At 65.3% G+C, this 21,259-nt stretch carries 15 protein-coding genes; 9 read left to right on the forward strand and 6 right to left on the reverse strand.

Annotation, left to right across the window (positions count from 1 at the left end):
- Window positions 1-294: 294 nt before the first annotated feature.
- From ACFLEY_RS10215 to ACFLEY_RS10230, 4 genes are all read right to left on the reverse strand, one after another.
- On the reverse strand, window positions 295-1,278 hold the full coding sequence (locus tag ACFLEY_RS10215) for an SDR family oxidoreductase (RefSeq protein ID WP_060908673.1): 984 nt from the start codon (window positions 1,276-1,278) through the stop codon (window positions 295-297).
- A 66-nt stretch (window positions 1,279-1,344) separates the two neighbouring features.
- On the reverse strand, window positions 1,345-2,418 hold the full coding sequence (locus ACFLEY_RS10220; protein ID WP_060908672.1) for a hypothetical protein: 1,074 nt from the start codon (window positions 2,416-2,418) through the stop codon (window positions 1,345-1,347).
- A gap of 82 nt (window positions 2,419-2,500) precedes the next feature.
- On the reverse strand, window positions 2,501-4,015 hold the full coding sequence (locus tag ACFLEY_RS10225) for an NAD(P)/FAD-dependent oxidoreductase (RefSeq protein WP_060908671.1): 1,515 nt from the start codon (window positions 4,013-4,015) through the stop codon (window positions 2,501-2,503).
- 188 nt (window positions 4,016-4,203) lie between these two features.
- Window positions 4,204-4,653: a cupin domain-containing protein gene (locus ACFLEY_RS10230; protein ID WP_011089457.1), complete on the reverse strand. Its 450-nt coding sequence runs from the start codon at window positions 4,651-4,653 to the stop codon at window positions 4,204-4,206.
- Between the two features lie 187 nt (window positions 4,654-4,840).
- Between ACFLEY_RS10230 and ACFLEY_RS10235 the strand changes: the two genes are divergently transcribed.
- On the forward strand, window positions 4,841-5,866 hold the full coding sequence (locus ACFLEY_RS10235; RefSeq protein ID WP_060908670.1) for an AraC family transcriptional regulator: 1,026 nt from the start codon (window positions 4,841-4,843) through the stop codon (window positions 5,864-5,866).
- 10 nt (window positions 5,867-5,876) lie between these two features.
- Here ACFLEY_RS10235 and ACFLEY_RS10240 read toward each other — a convergent pair whose 3' ends face one another.
- A complete protein-coding gene (locus ACFLEY_RS10240; protein WP_396604626.1) occupies window positions 5,877-7,754 on the reverse strand; it encodes a PAS domain S-box protein in 1,878 nt (625 codons plus the stop codon).
- Between the two features lie 161 nt (window positions 7,755-7,915).
- Window positions 7,916-8,548, reverse strand: a complete 633-nt coding sequence (locus tag ACFLEY_RS10245; RefSeq protein ID WP_060908668.1) for a cupin domain-containing protein — start codon at window positions 8,546-8,548, stop codon at window positions 7,916-7,918.
- Window positions 8,549-8,766: 218 nt separating this feature from the next.
- Here ACFLEY_RS10245 and ACFLEY_RS10250 point away from each other — a divergent pair, with 218 nt between their 5' ends.
- From ACFLEY_RS10250 to ACFLEY_RS10285, 8 genes are all read left to right on the forward strand, one after another.
- Window positions 8,767-10,458, forward strand: a complete 1,692-nt coding sequence (locus ACFLEY_RS10250; RefSeq protein WP_060908667.1) for a peptide ABC transporter substrate-binding protein — start codon at window positions 8,767-8,769, stop codon at window positions 10,456-10,458.
- Window positions 10,459-10,485: 27 nt separating this feature from the next.
- Window positions 10,486-11,436, forward strand: a complete 951-nt coding sequence (locus tag ACFLEY_RS10255) for an ABC transporter permease (protein WP_011089452.1) — start codon at window positions 10,486-10,488, stop codon at window positions 11,434-11,436.
- Window positions 11,437-11,438: 2 nt separating this feature from the next.
- The gene (locus tag ACFLEY_RS10260; RefSeq protein ID WP_011089451.1) at window positions 11,439-12,314 is read left to right on the forward strand and encodes an ABC transporter permease; all 876 of its coding nucleotides are present in this window, start codon (window positions 11,439-11,441) and stop codon (window positions 12,312-12,314) included.
- A gap of 40 nt (window positions 12,315-12,354) precedes the next feature.
- Window positions 12,355-13,683, forward strand: a complete 1,329-nt coding sequence (locus ACFLEY_RS10265; RefSeq protein WP_396604627.1) for an NAD(P)/FAD-dependent oxidoreductase — start codon at window positions 12,355-12,357, stop codon at window positions 13,681-13,683.
- Window positions 13,684-13,696: 13 nt separating this feature from the next.
- Window positions 13,697-14,623, forward strand: coding sequence for a glyoxylate/hydroxypyruvate reductase A (locus ACFLEY_RS10270; RefSeq protein WP_060908665.1), 927 nt, complete (start codon window positions 13,697-13,699; stop codon window positions 14,621-14,623).
- Between the two features lie 9 nt (window positions 14,624-14,632).
- Entirely contained in the window at window positions 14,633-16,495 is a 1,863-nt protein-coding gene (locus ACFLEY_RS10275; RefSeq protein ID WP_082755411.1) for an ABC transporter ATP-binding protein, read from the forward strand.
- A gap of 447 nt (window positions 16,496-16,942) precedes the next feature.
- A complete protein-coding gene (locus ACFLEY_RS10280; RefSeq protein ID WP_028174581.1) occupies window positions 16,943-17,458 on the forward strand; it encodes a hypothetical protein in 516 nt (171 codons plus the stop codon).
- A gap of 316 nt (window positions 17,459-17,774) precedes the next feature.
- Window positions 17,775-21,104 (forward strand): adenylate/guanylate cyclase domain-containing protein, encoded by a 3,330-nt coding sequence (locus ACFLEY_RS10285; protein ID WP_060908663.1) that lies wholly within the window; start codon window positions 17,775-17,777, stop codon window positions 21,102-21,104.
- Window positions 21,105-21,259: the final 155 nt, after the last annotated feature.

Below are 21,259 nucleotides of genomic sequence, written 5' to 3' on the forward strand. Positions count from 1 at the left end.
GAATAGCCGTCGCGAATGCGGCGAGAGCAAAGATCAAAAGCAGTGCTGCGAACTTCATGACCTGTCCTCCTATGGGTTGACAGATGTTCGCTCGACTTGACGTCCGGAAACCCATGACGACTTGGCGCCGGGAAGCGAGACATCTTCTCGCCAAGCTACGCGCGGCATGGGGCCGCCGATATGAACCAGCTCACACTCTACATTGTGGCGGGTGATCTCGCCCTTCTGCATGTCGTCGTTACCAAGGAACGACCGCTGTCGGTCACAAGACGATATCAAGATTATGAGTCTGCCCTAGCTCGTCATGCCCGCGTGCCACGCGGCGAGCACGTCCTTCTCGTCGTCGCTGGTGAGACCGATGACCGGCCCGTTGCCGGCGCGGAGCCAGTCGAACGTATCGCGCACGGTGGCGGCCACCGGGCGCGAGGTCAATCCGGCCTCGCGTGCCGGCGAGGTGTCGCGTGTCAGGAAGCCGGCGAAGTCGGGCAGGGGCAGCCACATCGGCAGTGATCGCGGACCTGCCCAGCGCCGTACGTCATGCGCTTCCAGGAAGGCGCGATCGACCCAGGTGAAGGTGCAGGCGGAGTTCAGCGCGGATGCACATTCGGTCAGGAATTCGCCGCGCGTGCGCACCGGTCCAATCCCGTCATAGATGCCGGTCAGGCCAACCTCGGCCGCATGCACGATCCATTGTGCGAGATCGCGCACGTCGATGAACTGGACGGCATCGTCAGGCGCTCCCGGCGCCAGCACCTCGCCGCCGCGCGCAAGCCGGGCCGGCCAGTACGCGAACCGTCCCGTCGGATCCTCCGGCCCGGCGATGAGGCCGGCCCGGCAGATGAAGGCATCAGTGCCGACGGCCTGCTCGCACGCGACCTTGGCGGCGCCATAAATGGCGTCGGTGCTGTGCTCGACGTCTTCGGCCATGGGCTCGCGCAGCGGCGCCGTGTCGGCGCGTTGTCCCGGTATGCGGTTGTCTGCGTAGACGCTGATCGTGGAGACGAAGGTCCAGTGCATGCCCGGCCGCTTCAGCGCCGCGACGGCGCGGCGAACCTGGCCGGGATGACGCGAGACGTCGACGACGGCATCGAATGTCTCACCCGCGAGCGGCGCGAGACCGTCCGCGACGTCGCGATCGATCCGGATCAGTCGGCTGCCTGCCGCGATCGGCCCGGCGAGACCGCGGGCGGCGCAGGTCACGTCGTGACCGTTGGCGCAGGCATGGGCCGCAATCGCGCGTCCGAGAAACTGGCTGCCGCCAAGGATGAGGATGCGCATGAAACTGCCCGTGCTGCTGATGAGATCACGAGCCTACTACGTCCGGTAGCGGTTACAACCGATGCCTCAGTGCGCCCTGATCTCCGCGTATTTCGCCATCGCCTTCTCGAACTTCCGGTTGAACAGCCACATCGCAGCGAGAATCTCGCGGAAGCTTGCCGAGCTGCGCGATCTGTCGGCCTGGCCGAACGCGAAGATGCTGTTGTTGCGCAAGTGCCTCATGATCGTGGGGCTCGACACCCGGTAGTTCAGGAGATCGCCCGATTTGAGCGCGGACCGCGTCGGGGTGGGAACGATCTGGATCAGCTCGAACAGCTTCATCTGGTCGATCGGGTCGGGCAGCGTCTTCACGATTCCCGGGATCTCCCGGAACAGATCGGCATGCGCGTTCATCAGGCCGTCGCGCACATTGGTCCAGTGATTGAAACGGTGATCGGTGCCGCGGGCGCGTGCCTCTTCCCTGTCGTCACGCGCGGCCAGCGCGGGATCGGCCGCCGCGATCTCGCTCTTGATAGACTCCCATTTCCTGCGGCCGTTGCGGTCCTCGGACGGGCCGGTCTGGAAGCTGCCCATATAGGTGTTCGAGCGCGCATTGCGGACGTTCTGCTTGCCGTTGGTCTCGGCAAAGAACAGCCCGAGGCTGATACGTCCCGCAGCTTCGGCGTGGCCAGGCGCAAGTCCCTTGGCGCGCGCGATAGCGACTGCGAGATCGACGACGTCCTTGAACGGCGTCGGCGAGTTCTGCGCGCCGGCGGGCGGCGCCTCCATGATCTCGAAGAGTCCAGCATATTCGTCGACCAGCGGCTCGATGTCGGCGTCGAAATAGGCCGGCGGAATCTCGAACTTGTTGGGCTTTCCGATCCGCGACGGCATGGCGTCGGTGAGATCCTTGTAAGCACTGATGACCGCGACGCGTGCCAGATAGAGCGCCTGTCCCGGCAGGTTCGGCAGCGGCTCCTTCGCCGCGATCTGTCGGCGCCGCTCGGCAAGGATGGATTTGAAATCGCCGAGCGCGCGATCGTAGGTGGCGAGCGCCTCCGATTGCCTCGCCGTGAGCGTTTGTGCCTGGCTCGCCGTGAACGTCGTGAGGATCAGCCCAAGCACCGCCAGGGCTGCGGCGGCGTGACATCGTCGTCCCATGGCGGGTTCCCGTGTGCCGGAGATTCGTCGATCATGGGATCGTAAACATCAAACGCGCGGACTGGCGAGTTGCAAATCCCGCTCAGCCCGGGTTCTCCGACCTTACGCTGTGGCCCCGGTAGTCCGGCGCCGTCGCCAGGAACTTCGCATAGGCATCTGCATCCGGCGGCTGGAAGTGTCCTTTGAGCCCGCCGCGCTTCTGGTTCCTGGCGCCGATATCGGCCATCAGCTCGTCGAAATGGCGATAGTGATAGGGCGCGACGCACAAGCCGCCATAGACGCCGGCGGCCGGCCGCTCGACGCGCTTGAAGTGCAGCATCATCTCGATGTCGTCGCGCATCGCCTGCGCCGTCGGCTGGTTGGCGAGCTGGCCGTCGGCGTAGCGCACCAGCCAGTTGGCGGCGAGGTCGGCGCACAGCACGGTGCAGAACGAGGAGTTGAAGCCGACGAAGCCCAGCTCCGGCAGATCAGGGTTGGCGATCAGCCGGTAGAGCCGGTACTGCCCGTCCGCATCGACCAGTTTCTGCTGATAGGCCGCGGGCAGGAACGGCACGCCGAGCTTGTAGCCGATCGCGAGCACCGCGACGTCGGCGCCGACGCGCTCGCCGCCGCTCATCACGATGCTGTCGCCCTCGTAATGATCGAACGTGCCGAACACCGCCTTGATGCGACCGTCCGCGACCATCGGATAGAAGCCGGGCGTTGCGATCGGCACCGAGCAGTTGACGCCGTCCTCGATCCGCTCTTTCGGCACCATCTTGCACGGGCCAAGCTTGAGCTGCGCCTTCAACAGGCTCTCCAGCCCGCGCCAGTTCGCCCAGATCAGGGGCGCTGCGATGCGGTGTGCGAGCCGCGCCATCGCGCTGGCGCCCCAGCCCGGAAACATCTCCTCCTGCGCACGGATGTAGAGGATGCGCTTGAAGTTCACGAGGCCGCCGATGAAATAGGGGATCCGCCAGACCGGCTCGCGCATCACGATGGTGACTTCGCGTGCGCCTGATTTCACCGCGTTCACCGCGATGTCGGTCGCCGATTTCGAGCCGCCGAGCACGACGACGCGGCGTCCTTTCGCCAGCGCGGGATCGCTGTATTTCGACGAATGCAGGATCTGGCCGCCCTGCGCCAGAAATCCGTCCTCGCCCGGGCAATGCAGCTCACGCGGCTCGTTGAACTGCCCGATGCAGACCGCGACGAAATCGAAATCCTCGTTCGTCGCCTTGCCGTCCTTGGTGGTCAGCGCGAGCGTCCAGCCCGGCTTCCCGTCGGCGCGGCGCGCCATGCCGGCGACCTCGGTGTTGAGGCGCAGCATGCGGTCGAGGCCGAAGCTTTTGGCGTAGTCGGCGAGATAGGCGTGGACCTGCGGCCCGGTCGGCCATTCCGGATAAGCGTCCGGCATGGCGCGATCGGTGTAGCGGTAGAGATCCTTCGGGCTCTGGGTCTGCACGTCAGGATAGGAGCGCGCAGGCTCCCAGACACCGCCGAGATCGCCGCTGCGCTCGAGAATGGTGACGCGGTGGCCGCGGGTGGAGAATGCCTTTGCGGCGGCGAGACCGGAGACTCCGGCACCGATCACGCAAACATGCTTGGGACTGACCATGGGATTGCTCGCAATCAGGGTGTTTCGCGCGCAAGCGGCCACGTTCGGCCGCAAGGTGCGGCCGGCGGGGCTGCAAGCTGATGAAAGGCGACGGGGAGGCGGCTGCCTCGAGCATGATCCGGAAAAGTGTGAAGCGGTGTTCCGAAAAGATCATGCTCAAACAACAACTAAAGCGCGACGATCGCGCTTTAGTCGTTGGCCTCGGGCGGCAGGAAGTCGACCTCGTGCAGTGCCGAGATGCGCACGACTTCGGCAGGGTCGGTCAGATTGTGGAGCTGGTTGAACAGCGCCTCGAGCTTCTGCATCGGCGAGACCCAGAACAGCGCGCGGCAGGGCTTGTCGGATTTGTTGAAATAGCCGTGCGGGATGCCGCGCGGCATGCGCACGAGGTCGCCGGCATGGGCTTTGACCCAGACGCCGTCGAGCTTGAGGTCGAGCGTGCCCTCCTGCACCAGGATGAACTCGTCCTGGGTCGGATGGATGTGCACCGGCACGAACTGGCCGGGATCGCTGTTGGTCTCGAACGCGAAGGTGGAGTCGGTGACGGCCTTGGGGAAATAGACCTGACCAAGGATGTTCCAGCTCTTGCCGCCATAGCCCGTGCCAACAGCGGTTATGCCCTTTTCGAGTGCAGTCATGGCTCGCTCCTCATGGATTCCGGCGAGGATGGAGCTTCGGCCGGCGACCGGCTGCCTGTCTATCCGCTAAACGAATCCGGGTGGAGCTTTTGCCATGCAGCACGACGATTTTGCGACGCGGGCCTTTCCGCGTCCGGGGAACTATTATAGGCTTAAAGCAATTCCGTGACGCGAAGCGTGGTCGACGATGTCCGCAGCCGTGCTGGAAATGAGCGCAAGTGTGCCCGCAGCGGAACGGCTTGCGGGCTTCGCCCGCGTCGCCACCGATGATGTCGACGAGGCGGCCGAGCAGATCGGACGCATCTTCTGTCCGCACGATCTCAAGCCGGCACAGGCGCGGGCGGCCGGCTTCTCCGCCCGGCACAATTGTGCGGCGTTCGACGGCTTTTCCATCAACTACGTTGCCTATGGCGGATCGGTCAGCATCGATCCCGGCTGCCTCGAGCGCTTCTTCCTGCTGCAGGTTCCGCTCACGGGCTCCGCCCGCATTCGTGCCGGCGCCGGCGAATTCGATGCCGTACCGGACCGGACGGCGTCGCTGCTGTCGCCGACGATCCCGACCCGGATGATGTGGAGCGACTGTGCCCAAGTGATCCTGCTGCTTGAGCGCCGCATGGTCGAACAGCGCGCCGCGGCCTTGTCGGGGAGGGTGGCGGGCACGGTCGAGTTCGATCCTGTGATCGACCTGGACGCGCCGTCCGGGCGGGCCTTGCGGACCAGCCTTGGCGGGCTGATGACGCTCGCCGAACGTCTTGGCCCCACCGGCAGGCTTTCACCGGTCGCCACTGCCGATTGGCGGGAGGCGCTGCTCGATCACCTCCTCAACGGCCAGCGTCACGGCCTGTCGGATGCAATCAGGACGTTCTCGGGGCAAGCCGAGCGTCTGCCGCGTGCGCTTCGCGTGGCGCGGGACCGTCTTGCGGACAATGCCGGCGAGCCGCTCGACCTTGCGGGGCTTGCCTGCGCCGCCGGGATCGGCATCCGCGCGCTCCAGCTCGGCTTCCGCCGTCATTTCGGGGTTTCGATCTCGGAGATGCTGCTCGACATGCGCCTCGCTGGTCTGCACGCCCGGCTGGCGCAGGCCGCGCCCGATGCCTCCATCACCGAGATCGCCTTCGATCTCGGCTTCACTCATCTCGGCCGCATGGCCGGCGCCTACCGTGAAAAATTCGGCGAGACGCCGTCGGCAACGCTGCGGCGAAGGATGAGCTAGCGCGAAAGAGCTACTTTCGCGACCGCGTCGTGCCGCTGTCTTCAGCCGCCTGCCTGCGCAGGAAGCCCTCGACATCGGCCTGCACCGAGTAGGGCGTCGGGATCGGGTCGCCCACGGAATCGACGGCGGTGTCGAGAGAGCGGCGCAGCATGCGCGCGAGCTCGGCCTTGCGATAGGGTTTGGTCAGAAGCGGTGCGCCCTTCGTGGCGTGGCCCTGCGCGTGCATCGAGTCGTAGGCGTATCCGGAGGTGAACAGCACCCGCAGGGATGGCCGCGCGGCCACCATCTGCTCGGCGAGCTCGCGTCCGTTGATGCCGCCGGCCATCACGATGTCGGTGAACAGCAGGTCGAACGCATTGCCCTCCGCGGCGATGGCGAGCGCTTCGGTCGCGTTGGCGGCGGGGATGACCTTGTAGCCGAGGCTCTCGAGCTGGACCGTGACGTATTGGCGGACGTCGCGATCGTCCTCGACGCAAAGGATGGTTTCCCGTCCGCCCACGACCTTGCGATCGTCATAGCCGGCCGGGCGCAGCGTGCTGGCCTCGGCCTTCGGCAGGTAGATCGTGAATGTCGTGCCGCAGCCTTCCTCGGATGCGACCTTGATGCCGCCGCCGGATTGCTTGACGAAGCCGAACACCATGCTGAGCCCGAGCCCCGTGCCCTTGCCGACCTCCTTGGTCGAGAAGAACGGATCGAAGATCCGTTCCAGGATGGTCCGCCGGATGCCCGTGCCGGTGTCGGCGATCTCGATCTCGACATAGTCGCCGGCATAGCCGGCGCCGACCGCCACGGCCTCGCGCACGCCGAACACGACGTTGCGTGTCGTCAGGGTCAGCCTGCCGCCGTCCAGCATGGCGTCGCGGGCGTTGATCGCAAGGTTGAGCAGTGCCGAGCTCAACTGGCCGCGGTCGACGAGGGCGAGCCAGACCTTGCTGTCGAGCTTCGTCACGATCTCGATCTTCTTGTCGAAGGTCGCCAGCAGCAGTTTGGCCAGCTCCTCGAGCAGCTCGTTGACGTCGATCTCCGTCGGCTGCAGCGCCTGCTTTCTTGCGAAGGACAGCAGGCTCGAGGTCAGCGCGGCGCCGCGATCGGCGGCCTCGCTGATCAGCTTGGTGATGGTGGAAAGCGGCGGATTGTCCTTCACGGCGTCGGCAAGGATCTCGATCGTGCCGGTGATCACGGTGAGCATGTTGTTGAATTCGTGCGCAATGCCGCCGGTGAGTTGCCCGACCGCCTCCATCTTCTGGGCCTGTATCAGCTGCTCCTCGGCGGCGCGCTTCTGGGTGATGTCCTTGACGAAACTGTTGATGATGGTGCGCCCGCCGAGCCGGAGTGCCGTGCCCGACGCCTCGACCAGGATCGCATCGCCGTTCCTGTGCAGCAGGCTCACCTCGAAGCGAATGCCGATCGGCGTATCCGACAGTTCTGGCAGCAGCCGCATCATGCGCTGCCTGAAGCCGGCGCGGAGCGGCTCGGCGACGAGGAGGTCGACGACGTCGGCGCCGATGGCCTCCTGCCGCGACCATCCGGTCAGGGCTTCGGCCTGAAAGCTCCATTCCACGACGATGCCGCGTTCATCTGTTTGAATGAAGGCGTCGAGCGCGGTCTTGATGACGGCTTGCGTCATCTGTGCGCTCTCGGCGACGGCCTTCGCCCGATCGGCCAGTTGCGCGGCAGCCCGCTCGGTCTGCGACGTCTCGATCGCGCGCGTGCAGAGACGCGCGAGCAGCACCGCAACGACACCGCTCGCCATCAGGGCGATGAGCTGGGCCATGCCGAACCCGCGCGGGCCGGCGGTGCCGGTCATGGCATAGGAAGCGAGGAGGAGTGCGGCGGTCACGACGACCTGGGTGGCCATCGCAAATGTCACAACCCCGCTGAGTTTCATGGCCTCACACCCAAGACGCCAGCCGCGGACCGTACCGGCCCCGTCCTGTCGAGGAGTCCGGCATTATGTGAGCTACAGATTCCGTGCGTTTCCGTCGAGGGGCAATTTCAGGTGGCGCGGGACGGCCGGCCGTCCCGGAAACGAGGCCCGGCCTGCGGGCTTCAACCCGCCGGCGAATCGGTCTGGCGCAATGTCGTCACCCAGATCACGCGCGCCGCCTGCTGGGTCGGGTTGTCGAACATGTGCGGCACGATGCTCGGGAAACGAAAACTGTCGCCGGCCTCGAGCACGTGGGCCTGGTTGTCGAGCCACAGCCGCAGGCTGCCGGACAGGACGTAGCCGGCCTTCTCGCCGGTGTGCTGCAGGAAGTCGGTGCCGGACGAGGCGCCGGGATTGAGCGTGAGCTCGTAGAGTTCGAGCTGGCCCTTGCCGTCGGGGGTGAGGGCTTCCTTGACGACGCCGCTGGCGGTGAGGCGCAGCAGGCGGCGGCTGTTCTTGCGCACGATGTAGCGCTGCACGTCGCCGGGATCGGTGGTCTCGAAGAAATAGGAGATCGGTACGTCGAGCGCGATGCTGAGCAGGCGCAGCGTGCGGATCGACGGCATGGCGCGCGCGCGTTCGAGCTGGCTGATCATGCCGTTCGACAGGCCGGTCTTGTTGGCGACGTCCTGGATCGAGAGGCCGGCGCGCTGACGCAGCAGCCGCACGGTTTCGCCAAGGCGCTGGTCGACCGCATCGTCGGTCTCGATCGTCGGAGCGTCCTTCGGACCGTTGGTATCGCCGCGACCATCCATGTCGCTCTCCCATGCATCATCTCAGCCTTGGACCGCATCGGTCCGAGGCTTCAGTCGGAGTGAAAAGGTCGCGCATACTAGCAATGCGATTGACAGCTGTATTTAGTCATGATGAACTTTTGATCGAAAAATTTAGAAGCACTAAAGCCCACTCCTGTCCCCTGCCGGGGTCTCGGGGCGCGGGAGACGGTGCCGTGTGCGACAACGGAGAGTGGGTCATGGCAAACGACACCGGCAGGTTCGGCGTTGGGGCAGTGCATCTCGGTAGTCCGAATCGCCGTCAATTCTTCCAGCTCGGGGCCGGCGCCGCGGCGGGATGGAGCCTCGCAGGCAATGCCTTCGCCCAGACCGAGCGCCCGACCAATCCGCCGGACAAGCCGCGCGGGCAGGTGATTGCGGCGCTGTCGCAGGAGCCGACCGTCTTCCATCCGCTGATGCCCGGCATCGAGGTCGATCAGGGCGTCTGGTGGCAGGTGTTCTCGCTGCTCTGGTACATCGATCCCGAGGGCAATTTCGTTCCCGATCTGGCGCGCGAGGTCCCGACCATCGAGAATGGCGGCCTGTCGGCCGACGGCCTGACCTGGAAGATCAAGCTGCGCAGCGACGTGAAGTGGCATGACGGCACGCCGTTCACGGCCGACGACGTGAAGTTCTCGCTCGAGCTGATCAACAATCCCGATTTCCGCGCGCGCAGCCGCGTCGGCCACAGCCTCGTGAAGGACATCAAGGTCGTCGCGGTGGACGAGATCCACTGGCGAATGGAAGCTCCCTATTCGCCCTATATGTCGATCCTGGGATCGCTGACCTTCATCGTGCCCAAGCACATCCTGGAGAAGGTGTCCGATCCGAACGCCTCGCCGTTCCACAATGCGCCTGTCGGCACCGGACCGTTCCGCTGGGGTGAGCGCGTGCCCGGCGACCACATCCTCCTGAATGCCCACACCGGCTATCACGGCAAGGGGCCGTACGTCGAACGCGTGGTCTTCAAATACATCCCCGACCTCACCGTGCTCTACACCCAGTTCCGCACCGGCCAGGTCGACTACACCGGCCTGCAAGGCATCCTGCCGAACTTCGTGCAGGAGGCGAAGACGCTGAAGGGCCGCAAGATCTTCGCCTCGGCGACGTCCTCGGTGGAGCATATCGCGCCCAACCTGGATTTCGGTCCCTTCGCCGACCGCGCGGTGCGCGAGGCGCTCTACCTCGCCATCAACAAGCAGGCGATCATCGACGCGCTCTATTACGGCCTGCCGACGCAGACCGAGAGCTTCGTGCCGCAGCAGGCGTGGTCGTTCCAGAAGGGCCTGCCGCAGCACAAATACGATCCCGCCAAGGCCAATGCGCTGCTCGATGCGGCGGGATGGGTTCGCAGCTCCAGCGGCGTTCGCGAGAAGGGCGGCATCAAGCTCGAATTCACCAACTCGACGACGTCAGGCAATGCGGTGCGCGAGCAGACCCAGCAGCTCCTGGTCCAGGACTGGCGCGCGATTGGTGCTGCGATGCGCGTCAACAACATGCCGGCGGCGGTGATCTGGGGCGACTTCTGGCAGCAGTCGAAGTTCAACTCGGTGCTGGTGTCGGTGAACTTCATGCTGGGCAGCGACCCCGACGTGACGCCGCGCTTCGGCTCCGGCGCCATTCCCGCCAAGGGCGGCCGCGGCTACAACACCTATCAGTACCAGAGCCCGGAGGCCGATCGTCTTCTCGCCGAAGGCGCCAAGCAGTTCGATCTGTCGCAGCGCAAGACCACCTATGGCGATCTGCAAAAGCTGATCCGCAACGACCTCGCGATCCTGCCGATGTTCCAGGGCTTCATCGCCGAAGGCGTGAAGGAAGGGCTGCAGGGTTTCCGTCCCAACATCAACACCTCCATCAATTGCTGGAACATCCGCGAATGGTACTGGGCCTGATGGATCCGGCTCGCTGGATCGGCTGAGATGGCCCGCTATGTCGTCAATCGCCTGGCGCAGGCGATCATGCTGCTTGTGATCGTCTCGGCGATCGGCTTCGCCCTGCTGCATCTGGCGCCGGGCGGTCCGCTCTCGCAATTTGCCGCCTCCGCGCAGATGACGCAGGAGGATCTCGACCGCGTCACCAGGCAGCTCGGCCTCGATCGGCCGCTGCCGATCCAGTATCTCGACTGGTTCGGCCGCATGCTGAAGGGCGACTGGGGCAAGTCCTACCGCGACGGCGAGGCGGTGCTGTCGGTGATCTCCTCGCATCTCGGCGCAACGCTGGAGCTGATGGCGACCGCGACGATCATTGCGGTGCTGCTCGGCTGCTGGATCGGTATCCTTGGCGCGCTGCGCCGCTATTCGCTGTTCGACACGCTCGCAACCGTCGGCGCCATGATCGCGCTGTCGATCCCGACCTTCTGGTTCGGCCTCGTCACCATCTACGTGTTCTCGGTGAAGCTCGGCTGGCTGCCGGCCGGCAACCGCGAGACCGTCGGCGACGGCTCCTTCCTCGACCTGCTGCATCATCTGATCGCGCCCGCCCTGGTGCTGGCGCTGGTCGAGACCGCGATGTGGGGCCGCTTCATGCGCTCCTCGATGCTCGAGGTCATCAACCAGGATTACATCCGTACCGCGCGCGCCAAGGGCATGCCGGAATGGCGGATCCTCACCGTGCACGCGCTTCGCAATGCGCTGCTGCCGATGATCACGGTGGCCGGCCTCCAGTTTCCGACGCTGCTCGGCGGCGCGCTGGTCGCCGAGACCGTGTTCACCTGGCCCGGCATGGGGCGTCTGTTCCTCGATTCCATCGGCTACCGCGACTATCCCGTGGTGATGGGCATCCTGATGTTTTCGGCGACCATGGTGCTGATCGGCTCGCTGCTCGCCGACATCTTCTATGCCGTCGTCGATCCGCGCATCCGGGTGGGCTAGCGATGACGAGCGCGGTTCTCTCCACCGACCAGCTCGCGCCCGGCCAGGCCGCCTGGCGGCGATTCCGCCGGCACCGGCTCGCGCTTGCGGGCGCCGTGATCATCCTCGTTCTCGTCCTCGGCTCGGCGTTGGGTCCATATCTCTTGCCGTTCGACGACACCTATATCGACATCATGAAGCGGTTCGCGCCGCCGCTCTCGGGCGCGCACATCCTCGGCACCGACGAGCTCGGCCGCGACGTGCTGGCGCGGCTGATGATGGGCGGACGGGTGTCGCTCTCAATCGGCATCGTCGCGATGGTGATCGCGATGGCGGTCGGCATCGCCGTCGGCGCCTTCGCCGGCTTCTATGGCGGCGTGGTCGGAGCGGTCCTGATGCGGCTCGTCGACGCCGTGCTGTGCTTTCCGACCATCTTCCTGCTGCTTGCGCTCGCCGCGCTGACCGAGCCCGGCCTCGTCACCACCACCGTGCTGATCGCGGCGACCGCCTGGATGAGCGTTGCCCGCGTCGTCGAGGCCCAGGTTCGTTCGCTCAGGGAGCGCGAGTTCGCGGTCGCCGCCGTCGCGTTCGGCTCGTCGAACCTGCGGATCATGTTCCACGAGCTCGTGCCCAACGCGATCGCGCCGATCGTGGTCGCGGCGACGCTGAACGTCGCCAAGGCGATCCTGCTCGAATCCTATGTCAGCTATCTCGGCTACGGCATCCAGCCGCCGGCCGCGAGCTGGGGCAACATGCTCAACAACGCGCAGATCTATCTCACCAGCGCGCCGTGGCTCGCCATTGCGCCGGGCCTTGCCATCACGCTCGCGGTGACGAGCTTCAACTTCCTCGGCGACGGCCTGCGCGATGCGCTCGACCCGCGAATGAACATCCCATGACGAGCAAGAGCTCGATCGAACTGAAGTCCAGGAGTGCCCCATGTCCCCGCCGCTCAACCGTATAAATAGCGACGAACGCCTGCCGGCGCAGGCCGACGTCGTCGTCATCGGCGGCGGCGTCATCGGCGTCTCGGCTGCCTATCATCTGGCGAAGAAGGGGCTTTCCGTCGCGCTCGTCGAGAAGGGGCATGTCGGCGGCGAACAGTCGAGCCGCAATTGGGGCTGGTGCCGCCAGCAGGGCCGCGCGCGTGAGGAGATTCCGCTGGCGCGCGAGGCGCTGCGGCTGTGGGAGGACATGCAGAACGACGCCGGCGTCGATGCCGGCTTCCGCCGCACCGGCGTCTTGTTCCTGACCAAGAGCAAGGACGAGCTCGCCGGCTGGGAACGCTGGGCCGCGATCGCGCGCGAGCAGCAGGTGCATTCCACCGTCCTGACGCCGGCGGAGGTCGCCGAGCGCATGCCAGGCAATGCCGACAAGTGGGTCGGCGGCCTGCACACGCCGAGCGACGGCCGCGCCGAGCCGTCGATGGCCGTGCCCGCGCTTGCGACTGCCGCGCGAAAGCACGGCGTTACGATCCACCAGGGCTGCGCCGCGCGCGGGCTGGAGACGACCGGCGGGCGGGTCAGCGCCGTCGTCACTGAGAAGGGCACCATCCGCGCGCAATCCGTGCTGCTGTCGGGCGGGGCATGGTCGTCGCTGTTCTGCCGCCGTCACGGCATCGAGCTGCCGATCGGTCTCGTCAACGCCACCGCGTGCCGGACCACGCCCGGGCCGGAGATCACGTCGGGTGCACTCGGCACCGACTTCTACTGCATCCGCCGCCGGCTCGACGGCGGCTTCACGCTGGCGCTGCGTAACCGCGGCACGGTCGAGCTTTCGCCCGATCTGTTCCGCTACGCGCGCACCTTCTGGCCGACCTATCTGCATCGCCGCAACGGACTGAAGATGTCGTTCGGCAAGTCGTTCTTCGACCAGCTCATGCGCGGCACCAGCTGGAGCCTCGGCAAGCCGTCGCCGTTCGAGACCGAACGGGTGCGCGATCCCGCGCCCGACATGTCGCTGGTCAATGCGGCGCTATCAGCGCTGATCAAGTCCAACCCCGAATTGAAGGACATCAAGATCGCGGAAGCCTGGGGCGGCACGATCGACTGCACGCCCGATACGATCCCGGTGATCTCGCCGGTCGATGCGCTGCCGGGCTTCTTCCTCGCCACCGGCTTCTCCGGCCACGGCTTCGGCATCGGCCCTGCGGCCGGCAAGCTCGCCGCCGACATCGTGACCGGCTCGACGCCGCTGGTCGATCCTGAGCCCTACAGCCACAAGCGCATGATCGACGGCCGCCGGCTCGCGCCGGTCAGCCCGTTCTGAGGGCCTTGGCCGCATGACGGTTCTCTACAAGGCCAACATGGTGCGCGGCGCGGAGTGGGCGCGCTTCTTCGCGGAGCGCGCGCCGCATCTGCCGTTCCGGCTCTGGCCCGACATCGGCGATCCCGCCGAGGTGCGCTATCTCGTGGCGTGGGTGCCGCCTGACAACATCGCGGCGACCTTTCCAAACCTCGAGCTGGTCTTCTCGGTCGGCGCCGGCGTCGACCAGTTCGACGCCAGCAAACTTCCACCGCACATCCCGCTGGTGCGCATGCTGGAGCCCGGCATTGCCGAGACCATGGTGGAATACGTCACCATGGCCGTGCTCGCCCTGCATCGCGATCTCCTGCACTTCATCGCCCAGCAGAAGGAACAGGTCTGGCGCGAGATCCGGATCACGCCGGCGAAGCGGCGGCGTGTCGGCGTGATGGGGCTCGGCCAGCTCGGCCAGGCCGTGCTCGAACGCCTCAAGGCGTTCGGCTTCCCGCGTCTCGGCTGGAATCGCTCGCCGCGCGAGATCGAGGGCGTTATCTGCCATGCGGGCATGGACGCCTTGCCCGACTTCCTTGCGCAGACCGACATTCTCGTCTGCCTGCTGCCTCTGACCGATGAGACAAGCGGGATCCTGAACGCGGACCTGTTCGCGCGCCTGCCGCGCGGCGTCTCCCTGGTCAATGTCGGGCGCGGCCCGCATCTCGTCGAGCCCGATATCCTCGCGGCTCTCGACAGCGGCGCACTCTCGGGGGCTATCCTCGACGTCACCGATCCCGAGCCGCTGCCGGCGGGCCATCCATTCTGGAGCCATCCGCGCATCCTGCTGACGCCGCACAACGCCAGCATGACCACGCCGGATACGGCCGTCGACTATGTGCTCGACGTCATCGCACGTCACCGTCGCGGCGAGGATCTGCCGGGGCGTGTCGATCGTACGCGCGGCTACTAGGACACTCGCATGAGCATCGGCGCCAGCAGATCTGACCAAGTCATTGCCGAAGCGCAGGGGCCGGTGCTGTCGGTCGCGGGCCTGACCACGTCCTTCATGCGCGAGCGGCAATGGATCCCTGTCGTCCGCAACGTGTCGTTCGACGTCGCGCCGCGCGAGACCGTGGCGATCGTCGGCGAGTCCGGTTCGGGCAAGAGTGTCACTGCGCTGTCGATCATGCGGCTCATTCCGAAGGAGAGTGGGCGGATCGAAGGCCGCGTCACGCTCGCCGGCCGCGATCTCCTCGCGCTGCCCGAAGCGAGCATGAAGGACATCCGCGGCAACGACGTTGCCATGATCTTCCAGGAGCCGATGACGAGCCTCAATCCGGTGCTCACCATCGGCTTCCAGATTGCGGAAGCGCTGATCCAGCATCGCGGCACGTCGCGGGCGGCGGCCGAGGCCGAGACCGTCCGGCTGCTCGACCGCGTCCGCATCCCTGCCGCGAAATCTCGCTTCCACGAGCATCCGCACCGCTTCTCCGGCGGCATGCGCCAGCGCGTGATGATCGCGATGGCGCTGGCCTGCAAGCCGAAACTCCTGATCGCCGACGAGCCGACCACCGCGCTCGACGTCACCATCCAGGCCCAGATCCTGGAGCTCCTGAAGGAGCTCCAGCAGGAAGAGGGGATGTCGATCCTCTTCATCACCCACGACATGGGCGTGGTCGCCGAGATCGCGGACCGCACGGTCGTGATGTATGGCGGGCAGGCGGTGGAGACCGATGCGACGTCGCGCATCTTCGCCGCGCCCTCGCATCCCTACACCCGCGCGCTGCTCGCGGCGGTGCCTCGCCTCGGCTCGATGGACGGGCGTCCGCGGCCGATGCGGTTTCCGATTGTCGACAAGGTCACCGGCACCTCGGATGAGCCGACCGAGACACCGGATACGGTCTCGACTGCCGAGCGCCCGCTGCTCGAAGTCTCGAACCTCACCACGCGCTTTCCGATCCGCTCGGGCCTGTTCGGCAAGGTCTCCGGCCGCGTCCACGCGGTCGAGAACGTCTCCTTCACCTTGCACGCCGGCGAGACGCTGGCGCTGGTCGGCGAATCCGGCTGCGGCAAGTCGACGACCGGCCGCTCGATCCTCAAGCTGCTCGAGCCGGACAGTGGGACGGTTCTGCTCGACGGCCAGGATGTGCTGGCGATGAACGGCCGCACCTTGCGCGACTTCCGCAAGCAGATGCAGATCGTGTTTCAGGATCCGTTCGCGAGCCTCAATCCGCGCATGTCGGTGGGCACGGCGATCGCAGCGCCGCTGCTGGCCAACGGCCTCGCCACCGCTGCGCAGGGGCGCGACAAGGTCGCCGACCTGCTCGTGCGCGTCGGCCTGACCGCCGACATGGCCGCGCGCTTCCCGCATGAATTCTCCGGCGGCCAGCGCCAGCGCATCTGCATTGCGCGCGCGCTCGCGCCGAAGCTGATCGTCGCGGACGAGGCGGTCTCGGCGCTCGACGTCTCGGTGAAGGCGCAGGTCGTCAACCTGATGCTCGACCTTCAGGCCAGCATGGGCCTTGCCTACCTCTTCATTTCCCACGACATCGCGGTGGTCGAGCGCATGAGCCACCGGGTCGCGGTGATGTATCTCGGCGAGATCGTCGAGATCGGCCCGCGCGCAGCCCTGTTCGGTAATCCGCAACATCCCTATACGAAGAAGCTGATGGCCGCCGTGCCGGTCCCCGATCCCGCGCGCCGCGGCACCAAGCGCGAGGCCTCCAACGACGAGATCAGGAGCCCGGTGCGCGCGCCGGACTACCAGCCGCCGGTGCGGCAATATCGCGAGGTCTCGCCTGGTCACGTCGTCCAGGTGTGGGGCGAGGAGTGGTCGGCCTGAGGCGCGCAGGATGCGGTACGTTTCCGATGACGTGACCGAACGCATGAGTTGACGTGTACGAAGCAGGCAAGTGTAGATAGGTTTGATGTCGGCGAAAGCGCCGGGCAGATGCAGACTCGTCCTCCGGAAATCGTGACCGGATCGAACGACAGGGAGCTGCGGAATGTGAACGATCTCATATTCCATCACTCTTCTCGAGCTACCAATTCCGCAAGAAATTGCCGCACCCGAAGCTAACTGACAGACACGGGTGAGATGCAATGCCTGCGAAGCCGCGTGCTCGCAGCTTTGGATTGGCTCTCGTCTTGCTCGCGAGCAAGCCAGCCCCATCACTCAGCACAGATTTTTCAGAAATTGGAATCAGGGGAATCGCAAGACGCGTCCACGAGGCTGCCTCTATTCGGGGTCGGCCGGTAGGCTGCTACTTACCCAAGAAGGAGCTCACCAATGAAGCTAGGCGATGCAGTTTCCAGTGCAGTGTCCGAAACGAGGCAAGCCGGCAATCTTCGGATCGCTCGTTCCAGCCTGATCAAATCGGCCCATCTTCTTGAAAGAATTGGGCTCGCAGCCGTTGGGGCCTCTTGCGGCCTCTATGTGGGCGCGACCCTGTTGCGTCAGAGAGACGGACTGTTTGAAAGCGGCTGGATTGTGCTGATGACCACGCTCTACGGAGCTCTCAGCTATTATGTCGGAATTGATTTGTCTCGCAGTGTCGCTCGGAAGTCGATCTCGAGCCTCTCGGAAGAATACACCGGTTCCGAGGCGGTTGAGATCATGAGCGCGGCCGGAACGTTCGTCGCCGCCATTGCCGCAACCCTGTCAGTCAGCATCCTTGTCCTTGATCAAAATCTCCCCAACGGCCTGATAGGCTTTGTTGCCGGCTGTTGGGTGGTTGGCTCTTCGCTTCAAGTTGCGGCGGGCACGATGGCTCGCAGCTACGAAGCGTCGATGGACAAGGAATGAAGGACTGCGCTCACGGAAAGCGTCTTCCAGGCGTGGTGACGCGGGCACGAGCCGCAGTGTTGGAGGGGGCCTCAGGTACGGGGGGAGTAGCCACGAATCATCGCAACCTCCGTCGTTCAACGCTGCGTGCTGACGATTTTTGGTGGCGCTGCCGTTCGCATCGGGCAATGCCGCTGCTTGGAAGCCGTATCGGTGCTGAGCAACCTGAGTTTATCGCGCAACAAACAAGACGTGCCATCATGATGATGTTGGGATATCGTCCCCGCGCCGTGGTCCAAAATTCTGCTAACCGCCAACCACAGGATCGGTGGAGCCAATGCAGATTGCGGAGTGGCTCGAGAAGCTGGGACTTGGGCAGTACGCAGAGCGTTTTGTCCAAAATGGCGTCGACATGGGCGTCCTTCCCGAGCTGATGGACGAGGACTTCGATAAGCTCGGAGTCCTGCTCGGCCATCGCCGCAAAATGCTGCGTGCTATTGCCGACCTCGACCCCGCCGCGTTGATCGCATCGCCGGCTCCTCCTCATGACGCCGAGCGGCGCCACCTCACCGTCATGTTTTGCGATCTGGTCGGCTCGACTGCACTCTCGGCGCGTCTCGATCCCGAGGATATGTGGGAAGTGATCCGGGCCTATCGCGCTGCCTGCGCGAGGGTCATTTCCGCCTATGACGGCAGCATAGCGAGGTTCGTCGGCGACGGAATACTCGTCTATTTCGGCTATCCGCGCGCCCACGAGGATGACGCGGAGCGCGCAGTGCGCGCGGGCCTCGACGCCATCTCTGCGATGCGACAGCTCAAGACGAGCGGCGACGAACGGGTTGAGTTGCGGATCGCAATCGCGACCGGGCTTGTGGTGGTCGGCGACCTCATCAGCGGAGATGCGTCAGAGGAGAGCGCAACGGTCGGCGATACACCAAACCTCGCTGCCCGGCTCCAGAGCCTGGCGGAGCCGGGAGCGGTCGTCGTTGCCTCGTCGACGCGCCGGCTGCTCGGTGATCTCTTCACTTTTCGCAACCTCGGCCGCCGCGAGGTCAAGGGGATATCCGAACCCATCGCGGTCTGGGCGGTCGAGGGTGCGCCCGCATCGGAAAGTCGCTTCGAGGCGGTCCACGCGGCGCGCTCGATCGGCTTTGTCGGCCGCAAGGAGGAGATCGAACTCACGCTCTCGCGCCAGCGGTTGGCATGGCAGGGGCAAGGGCAGATGGTGCTGATTTCCGGCGAAGCCGGCATCGGCAAGTCGCGCATGGTCGCAATGCTGTCCGAAAGCCCCGTGCTGGGGGCGCACCGCCGCGTGCGATATCAGTGCTCGCCGTACCACACCAACAGTGCGCTTCATCCCTTTGTCGCGCAACTCGAGCGCGCTGCCGGCATTTGCTCGCACGACACGCCCGGGCAAAAGCTCGACAAGCTCGAGGCGATGCTGGCGCTTGGAACGCAGCAGGTTGCCCGGGCGACAGCGCTCATTGCGGCACTGCTTTCGATCCCAACCGGCGACCGCTATCCGCCGCTCGGTCTGAGCCCGGCGCAGCTGCGGCGACAGACCTTTGCCACCCTTCTCGATCAGCTTGAGGGATTGGCGCGAGAGCAGCCCCTGCTGATCATCTGCGAGGATATGCATTGGGCCGATGCCACGACACTTGAACTGTTCGATCTCACGGTCGACCGGATCAGGCGACTGCCGATACTCGTGCTCATGACGTCGCGGCCGGAGTTCGAGCCCTCCTGGTCGGGCCTTGCCAACGTCACTCTGTTGCGGCTCGACCGGCTCGATCGGCAGGACACGCGGGCGCTGGTCGAGCAGGTGACTGTCGGTCGCCAGCTGCCACGCGAGATGATGAAGCAGATCATCGACAGGACGGATGGCGTCCCGCTATTCGTCGAGGAATTGACCAAGATGGTGCTGGAGTCCGGATGGCTCGTCGAAGGTGCCGGGCGCTATCGCCTCGAAAGTCCGCTCCCGCCGCTGGCTATTCCCGCGACGCTGCAGGATTCGCTGATGGCGCGGCTCGACCGGCTGGCTCCGGTCAAGGAGGTGGCGCAGATAGGCGCCGCCATCGGCCGCGACTTCTCGTACGCGCTGCTGAGGTATGTGGCGGGACGCGATGATCTGACGCTGAGCGCTGCGCTGGGGCAACTCGAGGAGGCCGAACTGCTGGTGTGTCGCGGGGCTCCGCCCGAGGCAAACTACAGTTTCAAGCACGCTCTCGTTCAGGAGGCGGCCTACGAGAGCCTGCTCAAGAGCAAACGGCAGGTGCTTCACACGCGCATCGGCGATGTCCTGCGCGAAAAGTTTCCAGTCGTCGCCGAGACCGAGCCGGAAGTTCTGGCACACCACTTCACCGAGGCTGGGCTGAACGAGGTCGCCCTCGAGTGGTGGCGCAAGGCGGGCCAGCAGGCGCTGAAACGCTCGGCCTATTCCGAGGCAATTGCGCATCTCGGCAAGGCGATTGCCATCGCCGATGAGTTGCCTGACGAGCCTCGCCGGATGATGAGCAGGCTGCATCTTCAAATCGCATATGGCCGCGCGTTAAGGGGCGGCCTCGGGCACAGCGCCCCCGAAACGGTAGCCGCATGGACGCGCGCCCGGCAGTTCGCTGCCGACATCAATGATCCGGTGGAACTTGCGCCGATACATTCGGGCCTCTTCAATGCCTGTCTGACACACGGCGAACTTGCTCCAATGCGGGAACTGGCCGACGCCATCATGAGTGCCGCGGAGCGACGACCGGACGCGCCGGTGGCCGCCGTCGTTGCGCATTGGACAGGCGGCGTCACCTGCTGGTTCGGGGGCGACTATTTGAACGCGAGAACGCATCTCGAGCGGGCACTGGCGATCTATGGTGCCGAGCCGGATCCCGCGACGTTCAGGCCCTCGGCGCTGGATCTGCCGTTCGTGATCATGAGGTTTCTTGCTCTGGTGCTTTGGCCGCTTGGCAGCATCGCTCGCGCGCGCCGGCTCGCAGCCGAAGCGGTGAGCGCTTCAGGAGAACAACGGGCGCTGTCCCGGGCTAATGCGCTTGTTCATCGGGCCGTGTTCGACGGACTGTGCGGGGGCATGTTGCAGCAGACGGATACCATCCTGGCGCTCGGTCTCGCGCGCGACCACACGATGCCGCTGTATGTGGCCGCCGGTACCTATCTGAATGGCCTCGCCAAGTGGCGTGCCGGCGACCGGATGGCCGGACTGACGGAAATGCGTCGCGGATGGACCATGCTGCGCGAGAATGACTGCTACCTCTGTGAACCGTTTTGGGGGATGCAGGTCGCGATGGCCGATGCAGAGGTGGGCCAACTCGAAACCGGGCTGGAGATCTTGAGCGAATTGATCGCATGGGCGGGACAATCCGGTCAGCATTGGCTTGATGCCGAGCTGCATCGCGTCCAGGGCGAGCTTTTGTCGCGACATGACCCTCCGGACGATTCCGGGGCCGAAAATGCCTTCAACCGGGCACTGGAAATCGCACGCCACCAACAGGCGAAGACTTTCGAGCTGCGCAGCGCCATTGGACTTGCGCGCCTGCACAAGACAAATGGCCGAGCGGGCGCGGTTTTCGAACTGCTCGCTCCCGTCCTCGCCGAATTCGAGGCGGAACGAAATCTTCCCGAAGTCGAAGAAGCGAAAGAGCTGCTTAGGAATGGGCGTTAGCCGCGCCGCCATTCGATCGGCGCAACCGGCGCGCCGACTTCAAGCCGGAATAGATCGGCATCCTGGTCTTCGATTCGGGGAGCCGTAGTCTTCCGGTTTTGACACAGCTTAACCTAATGTGGTGAAAGCTAAATACGCTTCTCTTGGTTGTGAAC

This window comes from Bradyrhizobium sp. YCK136 (assembly GCF_044570075.1).
Classification (GTDB): Bacteria; Pseudomonadota; Alphaproteobacteria; order Rhizobiales; family Xanthobacteraceae; genus Bradyrhizobium; species Bradyrhizobium diazoefficiens.